At 77.0% G+C, this 22,006-nt stretch carries 16 protein-coding genes; 13 read left to right on the forward strand and 3 right to left on the reverse strand.

Annotated elements, in window-relative coordinates; all coding sequences use genetic code 11:
• Positions 1 to 53: 53 nt before the first annotated feature.
• Positions 54 to 1,418 (reverse strand): FAD-dependent oxidoreductase, encoded by a 1,365-nt coding sequence (locus ACFVU7_RS27770; RefSeq protein ID WP_388047709.1) that lies wholly within the window; start codon positions 1,416 to 1,418, stop codon positions 54 to 56.
• 221 nt (positions 1,419 to 1,639) lie between these two features.
• Between ACFVU7_RS27770 and ACFVU7_RS27775 the strand changes: the two genes are divergently transcribed.
• On the forward strand, positions 1,640 to 2,812 hold the full coding sequence (locus ACFVU7_RS27775) for an MFS transporter (RefSeq protein WP_388047711.1): 1,173 nt from the start codon (positions 1,640 to 1,642) through the stop codon (positions 2,810 to 2,812).
• A 45-nt stretch (positions 2,813 to 2,857) separates the two neighbouring features.
• Here the strand turns inward: ACFVU7_RS27775 and ACFVU7_RS27780 are convergent, their stop codons facing one another.
• Positions 2,858 to 3,646, reverse strand: a complete 789-nt coding sequence (locus ACFVU7_RS27780; protein WP_388047713.1) for an aminotransferase class IV — start codon at positions 3,644 to 3,646, stop codon at positions 2,858 to 2,860.
• A 199-nt stretch (positions 3,647 to 3,845) separates the two neighbouring features.
• Here ACFVU7_RS27780 and ACFVU7_RS27785 point away from each other — a divergent pair, with 199 nt between their 5' ends.
• The 12 genes from ACFVU7_RS27785 (at position 3,846) to ACFVU7_RS27840 (ending at position 20,784) form a co-directional block, all read left to right on the forward strand.
• Positions 3,846 to 4,496, forward strand: a complete 651-nt coding sequence (locus tag ACFVU7_RS27785; protein ID WP_074003112.1) for a pyridoxamine 5'-phosphate oxidase family protein — start codon at positions 3,846 to 3,848, stop codon at positions 4,494 to 4,496.
• A gap of 171 nt (positions 4,497 to 4,667) precedes the next feature.
• Entirely contained in the window at positions 4,668 to 5,906 is a 1,239-nt protein-coding gene (locus ACFVU7_RS27790) for a styrene monooxygenase/indole monooxygenase family protein (RefSeq protein ID WP_380742151.1), read from the forward strand.
• Positions 5,907 to 6,060: 154 nt separating this feature from the next.
• A complete protein-coding gene (locus ACFVU7_RS27795; RefSeq protein WP_375877635.1) occupies positions 6,061 to 6,585 on the forward strand; it encodes a hypothetical protein in 525 nt (174 codons plus the stop codon).
• Between the two features lie 137 nt (positions 6,586 to 6,722).
• A complete protein-coding gene (locus ACFVU7_RS27800; protein WP_388047715.1) occupies positions 6,723 to 7,634 on the forward strand; it encodes a squalene/phytoene synthase family protein in 912 nt (303 codons plus the stop codon).
• A gap of 177 nt (positions 7,635 to 7,811) precedes the next feature.
• A complete protein-coding gene (locus ACFVU7_RS27805; protein WP_198959379.1) occupies positions 7,812 to 7,979 on the forward strand; it encodes an SflA family class IV lanthipeptide in 168 nt (55 codons plus the stop codon).
• A gap of 55 nt (positions 7,980 to 8,034) precedes the next feature.
• Positions 8,035 to 10,617, forward strand: a complete 2,583-nt coding sequence (gene lanL, locus ACFVU7_RS27810) for a class IV lanthionine synthetase LanL (protein ID WP_388047717.1) — start codon at positions 8,035 to 8,037, stop codon at positions 10,615 to 10,617.
• Positions 10,618 to 11,198: 581 nt separating this feature from the next.
• Positions 11,199 to 11,396 carry a thiazolylpeptide-type bacteriocin gene (locus tag ACFVU7_RS27815; protein ID WP_049656540.1) on the forward strand — a complete coding sequence of 66 codons (198 nt, stop codon included), beginning with the start codon at positions 11,199 to 11,201 and terminating at the stop codon, positions 11,394 to 11,396.
• A 223-nt stretch (positions 11,397 to 11,619) separates the two neighbouring features.
• Complete coding sequence (locus tag ACFVU7_RS27820; RefSeq protein WP_388047719.1) at positions 11,620 to 14,319, forward strand: lantibiotic dehydratase; 2,700 nt, start codon at positions 11,620 to 11,622, stop codon at positions 14,317 to 14,319.
• Positions 14,312 to 15,550: a hypothetical protein gene (locus tag ACFVU7_RS27825; protein WP_388047721.1), complete on the forward strand. Its 1,239-nt coding sequence runs from the start codon at positions 14,312 to 14,314 to the stop codon at positions 15,548 to 15,550. The genes ACFVU7_RS27820 and ACFVU7_RS27825 overlap by 8 nt, the downstream gene beginning before the upstream one ends.
• The gene (locus ACFVU7_RS27830; RefSeq protein ID WP_388047723.1) at positions 15,547 to 17,220 is read left to right on the forward strand and encodes a hypothetical protein; all 1,674 of its coding nucleotides are present in this window, start codon (positions 15,547 to 15,549) and stop codon (positions 17,218 to 17,220) included. Before ACFVU7_RS27825 ends, ACFVU7_RS27830 begins: the two co-directional genes overlap by 4 nt.
• Positions 17,217 to 19,091, forward strand: coding sequence for a TOMM precursor leader peptide-binding protein (locus ACFVU7_RS27835; protein ID WP_388047725.1), 1,875 nt, complete (start codon positions 17,217 to 17,219; stop codon positions 19,089 to 19,091). Before ACFVU7_RS27830 ends, ACFVU7_RS27835 begins: the two co-directional genes overlap by 4 nt.
• Before the next feature lie 34 nt (positions 19,092 to 19,125).
• Positions 19,126 to 20,784 (forward strand): thiopeptide-type bacteriocin biosynthesis protein, encoded by a 1,659-nt coding sequence (locus tag ACFVU7_RS27840; protein ID WP_388047727.1) that lies wholly within the window; start codon positions 19,126 to 19,128, stop codon positions 20,782 to 20,784.
• An 89-nt stretch (positions 20,785 to 20,873) separates the two neighbouring features.
• Here the strand turns inward: ACFVU7_RS27840 and ACFVU7_RS27845 are convergent, their stop codons facing one another.
• Entirely contained in the window at positions 20,874 to 21,893 is a 1,020-nt protein-coding gene (locus ACFVU7_RS27845; protein WP_388047729.1) for a helix-turn-helix transcriptional regulator, read from the reverse strand.
• Between the last annotated feature and the right edge of the window lie 113 nt (positions 21,894 to 22,006).

Here is a 22,006-nt window from a genome sequence, read left to right on the forward strand (position 1 = left end):
GGCGGTGGCGGTCCGTGTCGGGCCCGGGCTCAGGCGCCCGGGCCCGCCGTGGCTCAGGCCCCGCTGTGGCGGAGCATGGACTCGCGCTCGACGACCTTGACCCGCTCGCGCTGCTCGGCCTCGCCGAGCGCGCGCTCGTGGGCGTCCAGCAGCTTCCAGCCGTCCCAGGTGGTGAAGCGGACGCCCTGCGCGCGCAGGTGCTCCTCGACGGCCGCCGGGTCCGGCTCGACGGCGCCGGGCAGGCGGTCGGCCGCGTGGTCGTCCAGCAGGCAGGCGACGGTCTCGTTGGCGTCGCCCTTGGTGTGGCCGATCAGGCCGACCGGGCCGCGCTTGATCCAGCCGGTGACGTACGTGGCGGTGCGGTGCGAGCCGTCGCCGTCCAGGACCCGTCCGGCCTGGTGCGGGACGGTGCCCGAGGCCGGGTCGAAGGGCAGCTTGGGCAGCTCGTCGGAGTAGTAGCCGACCGCGCGGTAGACCGACTGGACGTCCCAGTCGGTGAAGGCGCCGGTGCCGCGCACGTTGCCGGTGCCGTCCAGCTCGGTGCGCTCGGTGCGCAGGCCGACCACCTTGCCGTCCTCGCCGAGCACCTCGACCGGGGACTCGAAGAAGTGCAGGTACACCCGGTGCGGGCGGTCGCCGACGTCGCGGATCGCCCAGTTCTCCAGCGTCGAGGCGACCAGGTCGACGTGCTTGACCGCGCGGCGCTCGGCGATCGAGCCGTCGTCGTACTCGATGTCCTCGGGGGCGACGATCACCTCGATGGTGGGGGAGTGGTCCAGCTCGCGCAGTTCCATCGGGCTGAACTTGGCCTGGGCGGGGCCGCGGCGGCCGAAGACGTGCACCTCGACGGCCCGGTTGCGCCGCAGGCCCTCGTAGACGTTCGGCGGGATCTCGGTGGGCAGCAGCTCGTCGGCGGTCTTGGCGAGGACCCGGGCGACGTCCAGGGCGACGTTGCCGACGCCGAGCACGGCGACCTTCTCGGCCTCCAGCGGCCAGGTCCGGGGCACGTCCGGGTGGCCGTCGTACCAGGAGACGAAGTCGGCCGCGCCGTAGGAGCCGTCGAGGTGGATGCCGGGTATGTCCAGGGCGCGGTCGGCCATCGCGCCGGTGGAGAAGACCACGGCGTCGTAGAAGCGGTGCAGGTCGTCCAGGGCGAGGTCGTTCGGGTAGTCGACGTTGCCGAACAGCCGGACCTGGGGCTTGTCGAGCACCTGGTGCAGGGCGGTGACGATGCCCTTGATGCGCGGGTGGTCGGGGGCGACCCCGTAGCGGATCAGACCGAACGGGGCGGGCATCCGCTCGAACAGGTCGATGGAGACACCGGGGTCCTGGGCGGCGTCGGACTTCAGCAGGGCATCCGCGGCGTAGATGCCGGCGGGGCCGGCTCCGACGATCGCGACTCGGATCGGGCGGGGCATGACGAGTGGTCCTCCGGTCGGGCGCGATGCAAACGTGGTCTGAACCTTTGTAGCAAACCCTACGGATGACCTGGGAAGTAGGTGGTGATGATCTATGAGGTCATAGGGCTGGCCTATGGCCTCGGCGCGGGTCCGACCGGGGCTCCGACGGCGTCCCGGCGGTGTCGCGGTGGCTTCGGTGGGGCCTACCGGCGGCCCGTGCGGGCCGGTAGCGTCGCCGGGTGACCACCACCACCGCCTCCGCGGCGGGCTCCGGCCGCGCCCGGCCGCCGCTGGTGACGTGGGCGCTGCTGGTGCGCCTCGTCTCCCTCTTCGGCTGCACCACCGGGTTCAACCTGCTGCTCTCCGCCGTCCCGTTGTACGCCCAGGAGTCCGGCGGCGGCGAGCACGCGGCGGGTCTGGCCACCGGCGCGCTGATGTTCGCCACCGTGGTCGGCGAGCTGGCCACCCCGTCGCTGACCGCGAGGTTCGGCCACCGCTGGGCGCTGGCGGCCGGGCTGGTGCTGCTGGGCGCGCCCACCCTGGCGCTCGCCTGGACCGGCGGCATGGCGGCCGTGGTCGCGGTCTGCCTGCTGCGCGGGCTCGGCTTCGCCGTCGCGCTGGTCGCGGGCGGGGCGCTGACCGCCGCGCTGATCCCGGCCGAACGGCGCGGCGAGGGGCTCGCCCTGGTCGGGCTGGTCTCCGGGCTGACCGCCCTGGCCGGTCAGCCGCTCGGTGTCTGGCTGGCCCAGCACGTCGGCTGGGGCTGGGTGTTCGCGATCGGCGCGGCGGCGCCGCTGGCCGGCGTCGTCTCCGTCCCGGCGCTGCCGGACCGCACCCGGGCCGACGGGCCGACGCTGGGCCTGCGGGAGGGGCTGCGCAGCGGCGCGCTGCTGCGCCCGGCCGTGGTGTTCGGCGCGACGGCGCTGGCGGCCGGGATCCTGGTCACCTTCCTGCCGCTCGCCGTGCCGTCCGCCGCCGCCGTCGCGGCGGCGCTGCTGGTCCAGCCCGCGGCCGCGACGGCGACCCGCTGGCTGGCCGGGCGGTACGGGGACCGCCGGGGCGCGTCCGGGCTGGTGCTGCCCGCCCTGCTGGTCTGCGCCGGCGGGGTGCTGCTGCTGGCCTCGACGGGCAGCCCGGTCGCCGTGGTGGCCGGGGCCACGGTGTTCGGCGCGGGCTTCGGCGTCGCGCAGAACGCGACGCTGACGCTGATGTACGCCCGGGTGCCGCCCGCCGGGTACGGCACCGTGACGGCCCTGTGGAACGTCGCCTTCGACGGGGGCATGGGCGTCGGCGCCGTCGCCTTCGGCGCGGTCGCGGGCGCGACGGGCTACCCGTGGGCGTTCGTGCTCACCGCGGCGGTGATGCTCGCCGCGCTCGCCCCGGCCTGGCGCGACCGGAGGACCAAGGGGTAGCCGGTCCCGGACCTCACTCCCGCGGGGCCGGACGGGCCGGTGCGTTCAGACCGCTTCCCAGGGGATCACGGCCCAGGCGGCGGCGAGGGCTTCGGCCAGGGCGTCCCCGTCGGCGGGGAAGGCCGTGCCGTCGATGGCGGCCAGCGGCTGGCAGGGGCAGATCGAGTTGGTCGCCGCGGCGGCGCCCAGGCCCGGCAGGTCGTCGGCGGTCAGGGGCCGGACCTCCCAGGGCAGCCCGAGCCGGGTCAGACCGCGCCGCAGCAGCTGCATCGTGATGCCGGGCAGTACGTCCGCCTCCGGCCAGACGACCTGCCGGCCGTCCCAGAAGGCGACGTTCCAGATCGATCCCTCGCTCAGGCGCCCGTCCCGCCCGACGAACAGGACGTCGTCGAAGCCCGCGGCCCGGGCCTGGAGGGGCTGGTAGCTCAGGCCCATCGTCGCGAGGTGCTTGACGTGCGGCAGTTCGCGTTCGTACGTCACCGTGCGGACGCGCGGCGCGGGTTGCGGCGCGTCGGGGACGGGGTCGGTGACGGCCACCATGACGTCGGGCGAGGCCGGGTCGTCGAGCCGCGCGGTGACGGTCACCCGGGCCGACGCGTCACGGTCCGCGCCGAGCGCCCGCCCGATCAGCCCCCGGAGCGTTCCGCCGTCGCACGCGATCCCCTCGCCGAACAGCGCGCGCGACGCCGTCTCCAGCCGCTCCAGGTGCAGGTCCAGGCCGCGGACCGCCCCGTCGCGCACCTGCATCGAGGTGAAGTGCCCGAAGTTCCGCGTCGCCACCCGGTACACGCTCTCCGCGTCCGCCCGGCGGCCGTTGATCTCTATGGTCAGCACCCGCGCCATGCTTCCACAGCGGGGCCCGTCCGGCCCCGGGTTTCCGCTCCGGGGGCACCGGCGGCCCGGGGGCGCGGACCGACACGCACGGGGCCGGGCCGTTGCTCGACTTGCCGGGGGCCGGGCGCTTGGATGGATCCGCCCTGGTCAACGCCCGGACGCGGCCAGACGGCCCCCGGCCAGCCGAGGAGTCACCACCGTGAACGACACCCCCGACCCCGCCGCCGTCGCCCGTCGGATCGCCGAACGGCGCGAGCAGCTGGGCCTCAGCGAGGAGGCCCTGGCCAACCGGGCCGCGATGGCCCCCCGCTACCTGCGGTGCCTGCTGGAGGCGGGGCCCGGCTTCGACCCGGCGGGCTTCGTCCGGATCGCCGCCGCCCTCGACACCACCCCGGGCGAGCTGCGGTCCGGCCGTGCCGACGCCGCGCCCGGCCAGGGCGGCCCCGGCCCGCGCCCCCGGCTGCTCGACCTCACCGAGCCGGAGTGCTGGCAGCTGGTCGGCGGCCACGGCATCGGCCGGATCGCCCTGCCGGTCGAGCCGGGGCCGGTGGTGCTGCCGGTCAACTACGTGGTGGACCAGGGCTCCTTCGCCTACCGCACCGGCGAGCACGACGCCGCCGCCCCGGTGGAGGGGGCCGCGGTCTCCTTCCAGGTCGACCACATCGACGAGTACCTCGGGCGCGGCTGGAGCGTGCTCGCCCTCGGCCCGGCGCACTACGTGGACGACCCCGCCGAGCTCGACCGGCTGGCCGGGCTGCCCGGCGCGGCCCCCTGGGCGGGCGGGGTGCGGCCGCGCTGGGTGCGGATCCGCCCGGAGGAGGTCAGCGGCCGACGGCTGGTCACGGGGTGAGGCGGGGCGGGACCGGGCGCCGGTCCGGGTCGTGGGCGAGCGTCCGTACGGGTCGGGAGCGAAGGCCGGTACGGCCCGTGGACGGGCGGCCCCGATGACTGGTAAGCAGACCGGAGACGGCCGGTCCGTCCGGGCCGCCGTCCGGGACGTACCACCAGGAGAGCAGGGGCGATGCGCAGAGTTCTGATCGTCGGCGCAGGGCAGGCCGGACTCCAACTGGCCCTGGGGCTACAGGCGCACGGCTACGACGTGACCGTGCTGACCGACCGCGGCCCGGAGGAGGTGCGCGGCGGCCGGGTGATGTCCAGTCAGTGCATGTTCGACTCCGCGCTGCGCACCGAGCGGGCCCTCGGCCTGGACCTGTGGGCCGACCGGGCGCCCCGGATCGAGGGCCTCGGGGTGTCGGTCGCCGGGCCGGAGGCGGAGCGGGCGGTCGACTGGGTCGGGCGGCTGGACGCCTACGCGCAGTCCGTCGACCAGCGGCTGAAGATGTCCACCTGGCTGGAGCTGTTCGCCGAGCGCGGCGGCCGGGTGGAGCTGCGCCAGGTGACCGCGGCAGACCTGCAGAACCTGGTCGGCTCGTACGACCTGGTGCTGGTCGCCTCCGGAAAGGGCGCGCTGGCCTCGCTGTTCGAGCGCGACCACGAGCGCTCCCCGTACGAGCGGCCGCAGCGGGCGCTGGCGGCCAGCTATGTGCACGGGCTCGGTCCGCGCCCCGAGCACGACTACCCGGCGGTGCGCTGCAACCTGGTGCCGGGTGTCGGCGAGCTCTTCCTGGTGCCGGCGCTGACCGAGGCCGGTCCGTGCGACGCCATGGTCTGGGAGGCGATTCCCGGCGGCCCGGCGGACGCCTTCGACGGGATCCGCGATCCCGCCGAACACCTGCGGGTGACGCTGGAGTTGATGAAGGCCTTCACGCCTTGGGAGTACGACCGCACCCGCGCCGGCGTCGAACTCACCGACGCCGGAGCGACGCTGGCCGGGCGCTTCGCCCCGGGGGTGCGCCGTCCGATCGGCGAACTGCCCGGCGGTGGCACGGTGCTGGGCGTCGCGGACGTGGTCGTCCTCAACGACCCGATCGCGGGCCAGGGCTCCAACAACGCCGCCAAGTGCGCCGCCGGCTACCTGGCGGCGATCCTCGCCCACGGCGACAGGCCCTTCGACCGGGCCTTCCAGCAGGCGGCCTTCGACGGGTTCTGGCGAACCGCCGCCCCCTCCACCACCTGGAGCAACGAGCTGCTCGCCCCGCCGCCCCCGCACGTCCTCCGGATCCTCGGGGCGGGCGGTTCGCTGCCCGCCGTGGCCCACCGGTTCGCCAACGCCTTCAACGACCCGGCGGACCTGGAGGAGTGGTACTTCGACCCGGCCAGGGCGGAGGCCTACCTGGCCTCGGTCGCGGCGGAGGACTGAAAGGTCAAGTTCTTCCCAAGTTCCGTACAAGCAAACGCCCTTCGTGGTGGGTTCTTCTCGCCCCCACCCGAGGGGCGCCTCCGGCCCGGCACCACGGGCCGGGCGGGCGAAGCGGACACCAGGAGGAGAGCCAGTGGCGGTCGACGGGGGCAACATGGCCCAGACAGTGATCGATACGGCGTACAACGAGCGCAAACGGCTGCACACCGGGCGCAGCCGGACCGTCGCCGTGGTCCTGTTCGGCCTGCTGATCGCACTCGGCTTCTTCCTGGCCCTGGTGGTCGGCAAGGCGGACCCGGACACCCCGCCGACCTGCGACGGCAAGACCATGACCCGGCACAGCGAGTGCCGGATATGGTCCAGCCGCGGCGGCGGGGGCACCTACTCGTACGACGAGATGATCGACCGTCGGGAGTCCGGGAACGGCGTGTGGCGGGTGGTCGGCTTCGGCGGCGCGGGCGTGGCCGCCGTCCTGATGGTCGTCTCGATCGCCAAGCTCAACCCGAACCGCCCGTGGGGCCAGCCGGTCGGCGCCGCCTGCCCGCGCTGCCGGGAGCTCAACCTGCGCGAGAAGCACACCGTGCACAGCGTCACCCGGGGCCGTACCACCCACCGCTACAGCGGCATCGTCACCCTCTGCACCCCGGCCTGCGGGTTCTCCGCGATCCGCCAGCGCTGACCGGCGCCCCGGGGCCCTACGGTCCGGCGCCGCGGGAGCCGCGGTCCGGGACCGCACGGTCCCGGGAGCCCGAATAGGTCCTCCCGCTCCCACCGGCTACGCTCGACCCCCGTCGAACAAACGATGGGGTGGACCGAGTGGGCAGGTGGGAGCGGGCGCTGGACGCGGCCGGGGTGCGGGAGGCCGGGCTGCGGGCCGACTACGGCCGGCAGCGGGAGCAGGTCGCCCGGTACAAGCGGGAGGTCGCGCTCGCCGCCGACCTGCTGCTGCCCGCCCGGACGGTCCCGCACGTGATCGCCGCCGCCGCCTTCATGCACCGCACCGACACCCTGCTCGACAGCGGCCCGCTCGCCGAACGCCGGGCGGCCTCCGCCCGCTGGCAGCGGCAGGTCACCGACAGCCTCGTCGCGGGCCGCACCGACGACCCCGAGCTGCGCCCGCTGCTGAACAGCGTCGCCGCCCACCCCGTGCTGCGGGACCGGGTGCTGGACTTCCTCGCCGCGACCGGGGCCGACCTGGACTTCACCGGGTTCGCCACCGAGGAGGACCACCAGGCCTACATCGACGGGTACTCGCTGCCCGGCTTCATGGTTGTCGCCGCGCTGCTCGGCCCCGACGGGGACCAGGGCGACTACCGCGCCGCCTGCCGCACCTTCATCGACGGCAGCCAGCGGCTCGACTTCGTCAACGACCTCGCCGAGGACCTCGCCGAGGGCCGGCTGACCATCCCCGAGCAGACCCTCCGGGAGCACGGCGTCACCCGCGCCGACCTGGAACAGGCCCGCGACCTGCCCGCCGTACGGGCCCTGCTCGCCGCCCTGCTCGACCGGGCCGACCGCAGCCTCGCCGAGGGCCGGGCCGTCATCGACCGGGTGCCGCCCGCCCACCGCCCGATGGTCCGCTGCATCGTCGGCGTGGAGGAGCTCACCAGCGCCGCCGCCCGCGCCGACCTCGGCGCCCTGCTGCGCCGCTCGGCGGGCCCGGCCAAGCCCGCCGCGCTGCGCCTGCTGGCCCGCGAGTACCTCCGGGCCCGCCGCCTGCGCGGCTGACCGGCTCGTGTCGTCCCGGTGGGCGCGCTCGGGAGCCGGCGTCCACAAACGGAACCTCCCTTTGTCGTAGTCGATCCGGCGGGTCCGTCAGCTCCCTGTCCCGGGTCGGGTGGCCTGGCTAGCATGAGCGCGCTCAGCACGCAGGACCCAACCACCTGAATGATTGGGAGGACCCCCATGAGTGCCCTGCTGACCGACATCCGCGACGCCGGCCCGCTGGAGATCGACGAGGACGCCATCGTCTTCGAGGACGAGTTCGACGCCGACCTCGCGCCCGCCGCCTGCCTGGGCGAGCCGTGGGTGACCTACGTCCCGACCCGCTTCCCCTGTGAGTTCAACGCCTGATCCACCCGGATCCGAAGGAACGGCTGACCACGGCGGACCGGGGGAGGACGGAACCATGAACGCACCGCCCGACCCCGGCTCCGCCGAGGCCGCGCACGAGGACGCACTGCGGGAGCAACTGGGCAGCAGGGCCGAGCAGTTGGCCGCCCGCGCGCCCGGCCCGCACCGTCCGCTGCGCACCGACGGCCAGTGGTGGTACCTCCGGGACCCGCGCATGCCGGAGCTCGCCCACGGCTGGAAGCTGCACCTCTCCGCCCGCCCGGACGGCTTCGAAGCGCTGCTGGACACGGCGCTCCCGATCCTGCTCGGCCGGGTCTGCGACGTGAAGTTCGCGGTGAGCACGGCCGCGCTGTGGGAGCTCAACAGCGGCCGGCACGGCGCCGCCGCCGTGGGCAAGGCCGTCACGGTCTACCCCTGGCCCGAGGAAGTCCGCGCCCTGGGGCTGGAGTTGGCGCAGGCGCTGGCCGGCCGGGAAGGCCCCGCCGTGGTCAGCGACCGCCGGGTCCGGCCGGACGCCCCGGTGCACTACCGCTACGGCCCGTTCCGGGTCACCGACGACGAGGCCCAGGCCGGCATGGCCGGCCCGGACGGCGCGCTGTTCCCCGGCCTCGCCGAGGCCCGCTACCGCCGACCGCCCTGGGCGAGCGACCCGTTCGAGGCGCCCGGCGCCCCCGCCCGCCCGGCGACCACCCGGGTCGGCGACGGCCGCTACCGGATCACCGCCGGCATCACCCGCGCGCCGAGCGGCCACGTCTACCGCGCGGTCCACCTAGCCACCGGGCGCGAGGTGGTGGTCAAGCAGGCCCGGGCCTTCGTCGCCGAGGACGGCGCGGGTGTCGACGCGCGCGGCCGGCTGCGGCACGAGCGCCGGGTGCTCGACGCGCTGGCCGGGGTCCCCGGAGTGCCCGCGCTGGTCGACTACTTCCGGCACGGCACCGACGAGTACCTGGTCAGCACCGCCTGCGGGCGGACCGACCTGCGCCGCGAGGTGCTCACCCGCGGCCCGTACGACGCCGAGGCGGGAGACGCGGGCGGCGCGGGTTCCGCTGGCGGCCCGGGCGGGCGGGACTGGTGGACGCTGGCGCGCGCGTTGCTGCGGGTGCTGGACGCGGTGCACGCGCGCGGCGTGGTGGTCTGCGACCTCAAGCCCGCGAACGTCGTGCTCGACCGGGACGGCCGGCCCGCGCTGGTCGACTTCGGTGTGAGCGCCCTGGACGGCGACCGCCCGCCGGGCGCCACCGCCGGGTACGGCCTGCCCGGCGCCACCGGAGAGGACCCCACCGAGGACCACTACGCGCTGGGCGCCACCCTGCACCACGCCCTCACCGGCCTCGACCCGGTGGTGATCGACCCCGACCCGGCGACCAACCGCGACCGCACCCTGGCCTGCCTGCGCGCCGCCCTCCCGGAGCCCGGGCACCCGGCCGCGGAACTCGTCGAGGGCCTGCTGAGCCTCGACCCGGCGCGGCGTGCGGCCACGGCGGCCCGGCTGCGGGAGGGGACGGTGCCGACCCGGCGGGCCCGCCACACCCGGTGGACCGCGGAGACCCGGCGGAGCGTCCTGGACGGCGCGCTCGACCACACCGTCACCACCTGCGTCCGGATGGCCCGCGAGCTGCTCGCCGCCGACCCGGGCGTCGAGCGGCCCCGGACCCTGCTCTCGCTGTACGACGGCGCCGCCGGCCTCGGCCTCGAACTCCTCCAGCACCCGGACCGCCCGGACGCCCGCTCCGCCGCCGCCGACCTGGCCGCCTGGACGGCCGCCCACCCGGCCCTCGACCACCTGGACGGCTCGCTCCACCAGGGCCGTACGGGCGTCGACCTGTTCCTCGCCGAGGCGGCCGCCGCGCTGGGCACCCAGCCCCCGGCGCCCCGCCGGTACGAGGGCACGGGCGTCGACCAGATCGCGGGGACGGCCGGGATCGGCACCGGGCACCTGCTGCTCGCCGGGCTCGGCCCGGAGACGGGAGCGCACCGGGCGGCGGCGGCCGACTGCGCCGCCGAACTGGTCGGCCGTCCGCTGGACGACCTCGGGGAGGAGCCCAACCCCGGCACCGCCGCCCTCGCGGAGGGCTTCGCGCACGGCCGCGCGGGCGTCGCCCACTTCCTGCTCGCGATGCCCGACGAGGCGTCCCGGCGCACCGCCCGGGAGATCGTGGACGGCCTCGCGGCCGACCTCCCCGGCATCATCGCCGCCGCCCGCGCACCCGGGGCGACCCGCCGCTACCTCTCCTGGTGCCGGGGGCTGGCCGGGCTCGGCACCCTGCTGGTCCAGGCCGGCCGGCAGTACGGCGACGACGCGCTGACGGCGCTGGCCGCCGACGCCGCCGACACCTGCCGGACGCTCGCCCCGAGGACCGCGCAGGTCTTCCGCTGCTGCGGCCTCGCGGGCGTCGGGGACCTCTGCGTCGACCTCGCGGTGGCCACCGGCGAGGCCCGGCACTGGGCCGCCGCCCAGGAGGTGGCGGAGCTGGTCCTCACCCGGGCGGGCGGCGCGCCGAACCGGCCACTGCTGCCCGGCCGCCGGCCGGACACGGAGGCCCGGGCCTGGGCGGTCGGCACCCCCGGCGTCACGACCTTCCTGCGCCGCCTGGCCCGGCGGGGCGGCCCGGTCCCGGGGCTGCTGCCGCTGCACTGAGCGGTCCCGGGGGCGCGAGTCCGAAGGCAGGCCCACGTCCCGTCCCCGGCCGGGCTTCCGCATGCCGTTGAACGGGTGCTGCTCGACGTGGGATCCAGGACCGGTCGAGAAGCCCCGCAGGACGTCCTGGGCCGGGTTGCGTACGAGCACGCCCCGACCACGGGTGTCGATCGTGCCGAGGGCCGTTGATCCCACCCGTGCCGTCGCACGGCCGGTCCTCCCCGGCGAGCCCCGCCGACGAGTTCACGGACCGGCAACAGGACGGGCGGGCGGCGCGCGGATCCGGCGCCGGTCGCGCCCGGGCCGGGCCGTGGTCGGGGGCCCGTGGGGGGCCGCTGGAGTGCCGCTTGAGCCGGACCGGTCTTGAGCCGACGGGGTACGGGCTCCCGGCCAAGGTGCCGATCGGCCGTACCGCCGGGCGCCGCCGGGTGCCTAGATTCGTTCTCGGGCGGCGCGAAGCCCGGGTCCGAGCGGCCCGAGTGCGGCGCACCCACGGGGGACCCGGCACATTCCGCAGCACCCGCTCGCAGGCACACCTTTCCGGTCCGACCGGCACGCCTGCCCATCCGAGGGAGTTCGCCATGTCCGACACCACCACGTCCCGTACCGCTGCCACCGAGGGCCTCGACCTTCAGGACCTCGACCTCAGCGAGCTGACCGTCACCTCGCTGCGCGACACCGTCGCGCTGCCGGAGAACGGCGCGTCCTGGGGCTCCTGCTCCTGCCAGGGCTCGTCCTCCTGCGCGCAGCCGCAGCTGCCGGACGTGCCGACCGCCTGACGTCCTAGGGTCCGGTTGTACGCCGGGCCTGCCGGCCAGGCCTTACGGGGCCGGTGCCAGCGCATCAGGACGGAACCCGGCGCGTCCACCCGGACGCGTCGGGTTCGTCCCGCGTACCCAGGGCGTGCCGTGCGGATCCCGGCCGGGCCCGCGACGTCGACGCCGCGGCCCGTCCGACCAGTCCCACGAGACGCGCCGCCAGGCCCCGTCGGAGGGAACCGCCATGCCCAACCGAACCGCCCTGCCCCGGGACGACCGCGTGCCCGCGCCCTCGCCCGCAACGGCCCCGGCCGCGTACACCGCGCGCCACGCCCTGGTGCGCTCCACCGTCCTCGCCCGGCCCGCCCAGTCCGCCGACTCGGCGGGCGCCCGGGCGCTGCTGGGCGGCCTCACCGCCGCCGAGGCCGCGGCCGAAGCCCTGCGGCCGGCCCTCTGCGACGACCTGTACGCCAGCCGGGCCGGGCACGACGAGGAGTTCCACCGCCGCGTTGTGTTGCCGCTCCGCCGCGACCTGCACAACGGGCGCCCGCCGCGGGCGGCGCTGCTCGACCGGCTCGGCGACCTGCCGCGCCGCGTCCCCCGACTCGCCGAGTGGCTGGAGCTGCGACGGCTGCGGGCCCGGCTGCTGGCCGCGCTCGCCGATGCCGTCCCGCGCGCCCTGGCCGCCGAACGGGTCTCCCTCGCGGGCATCTGCCGGGAGCCGGCCTTCACCCGGGCCGTCGCCCTCACCAGCGCCGACCTGCTGCGCGCGGTGGCCCACACGGCGGGCGCGACCGGGGAGCCGCGCGGCCGGGCCCGGAAGGAGGAGGCGGCCGTCCTGCGGCACGCCCTGCGGGCCACCGCCAAGACCAGCCCGCTGTCCTGGTTCACCGCCGTCGGCTGGACCTCCGACGTGACGGCGGAGGACGCGGAGGCAGAGGAAGCGGCGGACGGCCCGCGCGCGGTCGTCCGGGAGAACCGGGCGCTGGTCGCCGCGCTCGTCCAGGCCCTGCTCGACGACCCCCGCCGCAGCCGTACGCTGCCGCACCGGATGACCAGCGCCGCCCGGGTCGCCGACGGCCGCGCCCGCTACGCGCGCGCCGAGGTGGTGTTCGCGGGCGGGCGCTACCTCGTCACCCGGGAGGAGGAGGTCGAGCTCGCGGCCCGGCCCGAACTGGCCCTGCTCGCCTCGCTCGCGGCCACCCCGGACCGGCCGGACCGCCTCGCCGCCCGGCTCGCCGAGGCCCTCGGCCGCCCCGGTAACGACCCGGCCGCGCACCGCTTCGTGGGCCGGCTCCTGACGGCCCGGCTGCTGGTGCCCGCCGAGCCGGTCGACCCGCAGGACCGGCGGCCGCTCCGCAGCCTGGCCGACTGGCTGCGGCAGTGGCCGGAGGACGCCGCACTGGCTGAACGGCTCGACCGACTCGACCTGGCAACAGGCTCGTTGGTGGCGACCCCGGGCGAGCACCGCCCCGCCCTGCTGGCCTCCCTCGCCGACCACTGGCGGCGACTGCTGGCCGACGCCGGACGGCCGGTGCCGGACGAGGCCGCGCCGCTCAGCGTCCTCAGCGAGGACGTCCACACGCCGGCCGCGCCGCGCCCCCGACTGAGCGCGGCCGACCGTACGGTGCTCGCCGAACTCACCGCGCTCGCCGAGCTGTTCGACCATGGTCACCTGATGCGCCGGGCCGCCCGGGACCGCTTCGTCGCCCGCTACGGGGTCGGCGGGGTGTGCGACGCGCCCTGGGACTTCGGCGCCGACGCGGCGGACGCCTGGGCGGATACCGGCCTGCCGGACGAACTGGCTCTGCTACGACAGGAGTTCGCCCACCTCCCGGAGCTGGACGGCGAACTCGTGCTCCCCGCCGAGCGGGTCCGCGCCCTGGCCGCCCGGCTGCCCCACTGGACCGCGGCCCGGCCGCTCAGCTACTCCTGGTTCCTCCAACGCGACCCCGGGGACGGCCTGGTGTGCGTCAACCATGTCTACGGCGGCTGGGGGCGCTTCACCAGCCGGTTCCTCGACGGCCTGCCCCCGCGGGCCGCCGCCGAGGTCGCCCGGCAGCTCCGCTCCGGGCTCGGGGCCGGTGCCCGCGCCGCCCAGGTCCGGCCGGTCGGCGGCTTCAACGCCAACCTCCACCCCCGGCTGCTCGCCGACGAGATCGGCCCCGACCGGCGGTGGACCAGCCTCGCCGAGGCCGACCTCGACCTCGTCCACGACCCGGCCGACGACCAGCTCCGGCTGCGGCTGCGCGGCACCGGCGAACTGCTCGACGTCCTCTACCTGGGCTTCCTCGCGCCGGTCATGCTGCCCCGGCGGCTCGGCCCACTGCTCGCCGACCACCCCAACGGGGTCGTCGACTTCCGCCCGCTGCTGCCGCGCACCACCCTGGCCGCGCCCGGCGGCAGCGTGCTGCGCACCCCGCGGCTGCGCCACCGGCACGTCGTCCTCGCCCGCCGCCGCTGGCAGCTACCGGCCGGGGTGCTCGACGCCCTGCGGGCCGAACTCGCCGCCGACCCGGGCCCCGACGGGGTCCCGGCCGCGACCGTCGCCCGCTGGCGGGCCCGGCTCGGCCTGCCCGAACAGCTCTTCCTCCACCCCGCACCGGCCACCGCCGACGGCACGGGCACACCCGCCGACGCCTTCGTCGCCCACCTGCGCGCCCCCAAGCCGCAGCCCGTCGACCTCGGCAACCCGCTGCACCTGCGCCACCTCGCCAAGTGGCTCACCCGGCACCCGCGCGGCGCGGTGCTGGAGGAGGCCCTGCCGGGCATCGCGGGGCAGCGGGAGCCGACCCGGGTCGTGGAACTCGTGGTGGAGACCTACCGGCCCGGCCGGGACAGCGCGGCGGGGGCCGCTGCCCGCGACTCCGTCCGTACCGCCCGGCCCGCCCGAGCCGTCCGGACCGCCCGTACCGCCATCGCCGAGGAGGCGCCCGATGAGTGACCCGGCCGACGGCCAGGGGGCCGTGACCGCCTGGGACGTGGTCCTGTACCACTACCAGCCCGACAAGGCCCGCGCGCTGCGCGAAGCCGTCCTGCCGCTGGCCCGGCGGGCGGCGGCCGAGGGGCTGGCCGCCCACGTCGAGCGGCACTGGCGGTTCGGTCCGCACCTGCGGCTGCGGCTGCGCGGCCCCGAGGCGCGGGTGTCCGGGGCGGCGCGGCGGTCCGCCGAGGCGCTGCGGGCGTGGGCGGCCGCCCACCCCTCCGTCGCCGACCGCTCGGACGAGCAGCTGCTCGCCGAGGCCGCCGCCGCCGGACGGGCCGAGCTGGTCGCACCGCCGTACGGGCCGTTGGTGCCGGACAACACCGTCGTCGCGGCGCCCGTCGACCGGTCCGCAGAACACGCCCTGCGGTCCCTGATCGGCGCCGAATCCGCCGATCTGCGTGAGGAGTTGCTGCGGACCGGCCTGCCCGCCCTGGACTCGGCCTGCCACTTCCTCGGCGCGCACGGCGACACGCCGCAGGCGCGGGTGCAGCTGGTGGTGACGGCGCTCGCCGCGCACGCCACCGCGCACCCGGACGGGCTGGTCGGCGCGCACTACTCGGTGCTCTCGCACCTGGAGGACTTCCTGGTCCACGAGGACCCGGACGGCAGCCTGCGGGCCGGCTTCGAGCGCCGCTGGGAGCGCACCGGCCGGGCGGTCACGGCGCTGGTGGGCCGGATCACCGAAGGCGGGGCGCGTGACTGGGAGCGGGACTGGGCGCACTGGTCGGCGAACGCCTGGAGCCTCGCCGAGCGGCGGCTGGCGGCCGGAGCCGACCTCGGCGGCCGCCACACCGCGTACCGGGAGCGCGCCGAGGCCCTCGGCGACCGGGCCACCGCCGAACGCTGGAACGCCGAACTGCGCACCCGCTACAGCGAGTTCCACCGGCTGCTGCACCGCAGCGACCCCGACGGCGCGATGTGGCACCGACCGGACTACCTGATCAACCGGACCGGCACCAACGGCCTGTACCGGCTGCTCGCCATCTGCGACGTCCGCCCGCTGGAGCGCTACCTCGCCGCCCACCTGCTGGTGCGCAGCGTGCCCGAGCTGACCGGGCACCGCTGGCAGGCGCTCCTCGGCCCCCCGGCGGCGGCCGGGGCCGGGGCCGGGACCGGCCAGGCGGGCACGGACGGGACGCGCATGAACGGGACTCGCACCGACGGGACGTACATGGAGGGGGCGGCATGACGGCCGAACCGGAGACCCACCGGCCCCGGCTGCGCCCCGGGGTGGCGGTGACCCCGCTGCGCGAGGGGCTGCACCTGCGCGGCCGCGACACCAGCCTCACCCTGGAGGGCAGCCGGGTGCTCCCGGCGCTGTGGCAGGTGCTCGCCGCCCGGCTCGGGCCGGACGCGGAGGCCGCCGGCGCGGCCGCCGACGCCGCCGTCGAGCCGAAGGTGGCGGCCGCGCTGGCCACCGTCACCGCCCGGCTGCGCGAGCACGGCCTGCTCGTGGACCACCCGGACGGGGAGCGCCTGCCGCCCTGGCCCGGCTCGGTGGCGGACGATCCCGGCGGCGCGGTGGCGGCCCTGGCGGCCGCCCGTCCGGTGGTGGCGGCCGCCGACCCGGACGGCCCGTCGGCCCGCGCGGTGGCGCGCGCCCTCGCCCGGGGCGGGACGGCGGCCCCGGCGGTGGTCGCCGAGCCCGGGCTACCGCCCGGCCGGGTGGTGGCCGCGGCGGACGGTCCGTCGGGCCGTGCGGTGGCGGTCGCGGTGCAGTGCGGCGCGGACGGCGGCTTCGTCACCGAGCCCGCCGATCCGGCCCGGGTCCGGGCGGACGCGACGGCGCTCGCCGCCCGGCTGGGCCCCGCCGCCGCCACCGCTCCCGGTGTCGAGCCCCCGCCGGTGCTCCTCGCGCTGCTCGCCGCCGCCGGTGCCCAGCGGCTGCTCTGCGCCGTCGCCGGCCTGCCGGACCCGGGCGAGCCGGCCGAGGACCCCCGGCTGCTCGCCGGGCGTCCCGCCGTCCTGATCGCCGAGGCCCGCCCGCCGCGCGCCGATTACCACCCGTGGGCGGCGGGCCCCGGGGCCGTCGCCGCGCCGCCCGGGGACCTCGCCGAGGCGCTGCGCCGGGTGGACGCCCTCGGGGACGCCCGGCTGGGCGTGCTGGACGCGCCGTCCCCGGGCGAGCTCCCGCAGCTGCCCGTGGCCCTGGTCTCCTGCGGCACCCCGTCCGGCCCGCTGGCGGCCGGTGCGGTGCGGACGGACCTCGCCCGGCTGGCCGCCGCCTGCCGGTCCGTCGAACTGCATCTGGCGGCGGTGGGCGGGGGAGCCGTACCGGTGGTCGGCGTCGACCCGTCCCACGCGCTCGGCCGGGCCCTGCGCTGGGCCGTCCTCGGCCGGCCGCTCCGGGGCGACCGCCCGGTGCCGGAGTCCGCCTGGCGGGAGCACCCGCAGGCCGGGCACTGGTACGGAGCCCTGGCCCGCCGACTCGGCCGCGCACCAGATCTGACGGTGCGTCAACTCGCCTCTGAGCAGGTGTACCTGGCGCAGGCCGAGGGGGCCAGGGCGGTCGAGGCGACCCCCGCCGACGCGGTCGCCCACGCCGCCCTCGCCGCCCTCACCCGCCTGCTGGCCCGGGACGGCGGCCTCGCCGCCGCCCACCACGCCGCGCTCTCCGGCGCCGCCGCCCCGCTCGCCGCCGCCGGGCGCACCCCGGCCGCCTGGGCGGACCCCGGCTGGGCCGACCACTGGCTCGCCGACGTCGCCGACCGGGAACCGGACCTGCACGCCGCCCTGGTCCGGCTCACCGGCCTGCGGACGACCCGCTGGCAGCCTGCCACCCCCGGGGCCCGCCCGATCGCCGCCGCCCTGGACGGCTGCGGGTTCACCGCCCTCGTCACCGGGGAGGGCCGCCCATGAACGGGCTGCCGGTGCTCACCCCGGCCGAGGCCCTGGCCGCCACCGGCGGCACCGCCGTCGTCCACCTCGCCGAGTGGACCCTCGGTCTGGCCGAGCAGCTCAGCCGCCACGCCCTGGCACACCCCGTACGCCTGGTGCCGGTGCGCGAGGACGGCGCGCTGACGGTGGTCGGGCCGGTCCTCCACCCCGGGGCGCCCGCCTGCCTGAGCTGCACCGAGGTCCAGCGGCTCGCCACCGCCGGCGGCCGGGTGCCCTGGCAGAGCCCGGCCCTGGCGCTCGGCGGCACCGGCACCCCGGCCTTCGCCGAGGCGGTGACCGCCCTCGCCGCCGACCTGGCCGCCGAGAGTGCCGATTCCGTCGCCACCGTCCACGTGGTGCACGGCGGCCGGGCCTCCTGGTCCACCCACCGGGTCCGCCCGGTCGGCGGCTGCGAGGTCTGCCACCCGCTGCCCGCCGACACCCCCGAGGCCGCCCGGCTGCCCGCCACCCCCCGCCCCCTGCCCGACCCGGCCGTCCTGCGCGGCCCCAACGACCGTACGGGCACAGGACAGTTGAGGGCCGAACTGTACGACGAGCGGTTCGGCCCGGTCCGCCGGCTGTTCCGCACCGAGGACTCGGCCTTCGCCCTCACCACCGCCTGGGTGACGGACGGCCGGGCGCTGGACGACGGCGGCTACGGGCGGGCGGCGGACTTCCGCGCCAGCGAACGCGTCGCGCTGTTCGAGGCGGTGGAGCGGTACGCGGGCATGCGGCCGCTCGGGCGCCGCACCGCCCTGCGGGCCTCGTACGCCGACCTGGTCGCCGAGCGCGGGCCCGGGGCCGTCCTCGACCCGGCCCGGCTCGGCCTGCCCGACGACGCCCCGCCGGGGCACCCCGCCGTGGCCACCGTCCCGTACACCCCCGAGCTGGTACTCGACTGGGTGCACGGCTGGTCGCTCACCCACCGGCACCCGGTTGCCGTCCCGGAGCACGTCGCCTACTGGGACGTGCCCGGTCGCGACCGCCCCCGGGTGGTCTACGAGTCCTCGAACGGCTGCGGACTCGGCAACAGCCCCCAGGAGGCCGCGCTCTACGGCCTGTTCGAGGTCGCCGAGCGCGACGCCTTCCTGATGGCCTGGTACGCCCGCACCCCGCTGCCCGGCGTCGCCGTCCCCACCGAGGACCCGCGGATCGCCGAACTCGCCGACCGCGCCCGGTTGTTCGGCTACCGGCTGACCCTGCTCGACGCCACCAACGACCTCGGCATCCCCGCCGTGCTCGCCCTCTGCCGCCACCGCGGCGACCACCCCGATGCCCCGCGCGCCTTCCTGGCAGCCGGAGCCCACCACGACCCCCTCGCGGCGATCCGCTCCGCCGTCGCCGAGGTGGTCACCAACGTCCAGGAGGCGCCGCACCGCGCCACCGCCCCGGGCGGGCCGCGCGACCCGCGGCGGCTGCGGCCGATGCTGGACCGCCCCGACCTGGTCGTCACCCTGGACGACCACGTCGGCCTCAACGCCCTGCCCGAGGCGCAGCCCCGCCTCGACTTCCTCTTCGTCGGCCCGCCCCCGGTGCCCTGGACCGAGCGGTGGCCCGGCGCCCCCGCACCGGTCGGCGACCTCAACGCGCTGCTGGAGCGGACCGTCGCCCGGCTGGCGGGGGAGGGCCTGGAGGTCCTGGCGGTCACCCAGGACGAACCCGGCGTCCGCGACCGGCTGGGCCTGCACTGCGCCAAGGTCGTCGTCCCCGGCACCCTGCCGATGACCTTCGGCCACGCCAACCGCCGCACCCGGGGCCTGCCCCGCCTCCTGGACGTCCCGTACCGCCTCGGCCGCACCCCGGCGCCCCTGCGGCACGACGAACTCCCGCTCCACCCGCACCCGTTCCCGTAGCCGCCCGTTCCCGTAGCCGCCCGGAAGGACCGCGATGACCACCCAAGCGCCGCCCGCCGCCCGCTGGCACAGCCTGCACCTCGCGCTGCCGCTGACCGCCGCCGACGCCGACGCCTTCCTCACCGAGGACCTCGCCCCGCTGATGGCCGGGCACGCCGGCACCGACTGGTTCTTCATCCGCTACGGCGAGGGCGGCCCCCACCTGCGCATCCGCCTTCGCGGCCCGGGCCCGGCGCCCGCCCACCTGGCCGACCTGGCCACCGAGCTCACCCGCCGCGCCGCCCGCCGCACCCCGCCCGACGGCCCCTTCGCGGGCGGACACGGCGAGGTCACGGAGGTCCCGTACCAGCCCGAGACCGAGCGCTACGGCGGTGCGGCCCTGCTGCCGATCGCCGAGGAGGTGTTCACCCACTCCACCCGCACCGCCCTCGCCGCCCTGGACGCCCTCCGCGCGGCCCCCGGGGACCGGCTGCCGCTCGCCCTCGACCTCGCCCACACCACCGCCCACGCCCTCGGCCTCGACGAACTCGCCGCCTCCCGCTGGCTGCGCCGCCACGCCGCCTCCTGGCGGTGGGTCACCGAGTTCCAGCCGCTGCCCGGGGCCGCCGTGCACGTCCGGGTCAACACCGTGTTCGCCCGGCAGCGCACCGCGCTGGCCCACCGCGCCCGGGCCCTGCGCACGGCGCTGGACGCCGGCACGGCCGCACCCTGGCTGGCCGACTGGGCGGCGCGGGTCGCCGGGGCCGCCGCCCGGATGCGGGCGGCCGTCCCCGCCTCAGCTGACGCCGAGGAGCGCCTCTCCTGGGTCTGGGCCTTCCAGCTGCACATGCTGTTCAACCGGCTAGGCGTCGGCCCCGACGAGGAGCGGGCGGTCTGCCGCCTCGCCGCCCGCACCCTGCTGGAGACCGGGCAGCCGTTCACCTTCTTCCCCGCCGACCACCACGCCCCGGACCACCAGTACCTGGAACGCAGCAAGTTCCAGATCGGCCGCCCCGAGGACACCGCCCTGCGCGACCTGCCGCACCACCCGGCCCCGCGCCCCCGCCCCGGCGACCTCCCGCTGCCCGCCGACCCGCTGCCGCCCGTCACCCTGGCCGACGCCCTGCGCACCCGCCACTCCACCCGCGGCCCGCTGACCGGCCCGCTCACCGCCGGCACCCTCGGCGGACTGCTCTGGTCCGCCTACGCCGCCAACCCCGACACCGGCCACCGCCCGTACCCCAGCGCGGGCGCCCTGCACACCGTACGGCTGCGCCTGCTCGCCCTCGCCGTGGACGGCCTGCCCGCCGGCACCTACCAGTGCCTCCCCGAACACCGCAGCCTGCGCCCGATCGGCCCGGCCCCCGCCCTCGACGACCTCAAGGCCCTCTCCTCCTACCTCTCCCGCCCGGCCGACGACCCGGACGCCATCGGCATCGACCAGGCCCCCGCCGTCCTCGCCGTCCACCTCGACCTCGCCCACCTCCGCCGCCGCTACGGCCTGCGCGCCCTGCGCCTCGGCCTCCTCGAAGCCGGCCACCTGACCCAGAACCTCCTGCTGACCGCCGCCGCCTTCGGCCTCGGCACCACCCCCCTCGGCGGCCTCCAGGACGACCTGGCCCACGAACTCCTCGCCCTCGACGACCTCGGCGAACCCGTCCAGTACCTCCTCCCCCTGGGCCGCCCGGGGACCGCCCGGACGGGCACGGAGTGAGTGCCCCCGCCCCGTGACCGATCGCGAAGGGAGCGGTGCGCTTCCGTACCCGGGAGCTGGGCCAGGAACGCGGGCCGTCCGTTTCGGTCTCAGGTACCGGCTCGGACCGAAGTGACCGGCTCCGGCGCGTGCTCGTCGGGCAGGGGTACGGCGACGTCGAGGCGGCCGATCACCTGGCGGGCCGCTTCGGCGAGTTCTGGCGGGCCTTCGACGGTGAAACGGCGGTCGAAGGTGATGAGGAAGCCGATGAGTGCCGACCAGGACCACGCCCCCATCCGGATCCGGGTGATCCGCTCGTCGATCGCTTCGAAGCTCGCCGCGCCCGGGGCCCACTTCGCCACCAGCGTCGCCGGGCACTCCATCAGGACGGTGCCCCAGCACGGCCAGGTGTCCGCGGTGTCCCCCCGGTCGGGCTGGCTCTGGACGAAGCGGGTGATGTCCGCCTCCGGCACGTCCCGAGGACCGAACCGCCAGGCGGTGGAGGTCAGTTGCCCGATGCGGTCGAGCCGGTAGGTGTGCCAGGAGTTCCTGCGCTGGTCGTACGCCACCAGATACCAGCGCCCGGACCAGACGACGAGCCGATGGGGTTCGGCCAGCACCTCGTCGTCCTCCACCGGCCCGCGGTCGATGGACCGGTAGGCGAACCGCACCAGCTCGCGTTGCTGCGCGGCGGCGCTCAGCTGAGCCAGCAGCGCGGGATCGACCTGCGGCGGGGCCAGCTCCCAGGCGTTCTCTATCTGCTCGATCGAGAAGGTCGCCAGCCTGCGGGCCAGGTGGGGAGGCAGGAGCTCCTTGATGGAGTTCAGCGCCCGCTTCGTGGCGTCCCCCATGCCGGCCACCGAGGCCGGAGCCGTCTGCAGGGCCAGCGCGATGGCGACGGCCTGCTCGTCGTCGACTATCAGCGGGGGCAGCCGCGCTCCGCGGGACAGCCGGTAGAAGCCGGAGGGGCCCTTGCGCGCCGTGACGGGATAGCCCAGTTCGCGCAGCCGGCTGATGTCGCGCCGGACCGTCCGCGGGGACACCCCCAGCCGCTCGGCCAGACCGGCGCCGGTCCACTCCTTCTGGGCCTGAAGCACGCTGAGCAGCTCCAGTGTTCGGTTGGCGGTCACGGACTGCCCTCCGGATCTGTGTGAGTAGAGGTCAGATTACGTCCTCTTCCTCTGGCACGGTGCCAGTGGCTCGGAGGCGGAACGCCTCCCCGACACCCCCAGTACCTCGCCCT

It is taken from the genome of Kitasatospora sp. NPDC058046 (genome assembly GCF_042885595.1).
GTDB lineage: Bacteria > Actinomycetota > Actinomycetes > Streptomycetales > Streptomycetaceae > Kitasatospora.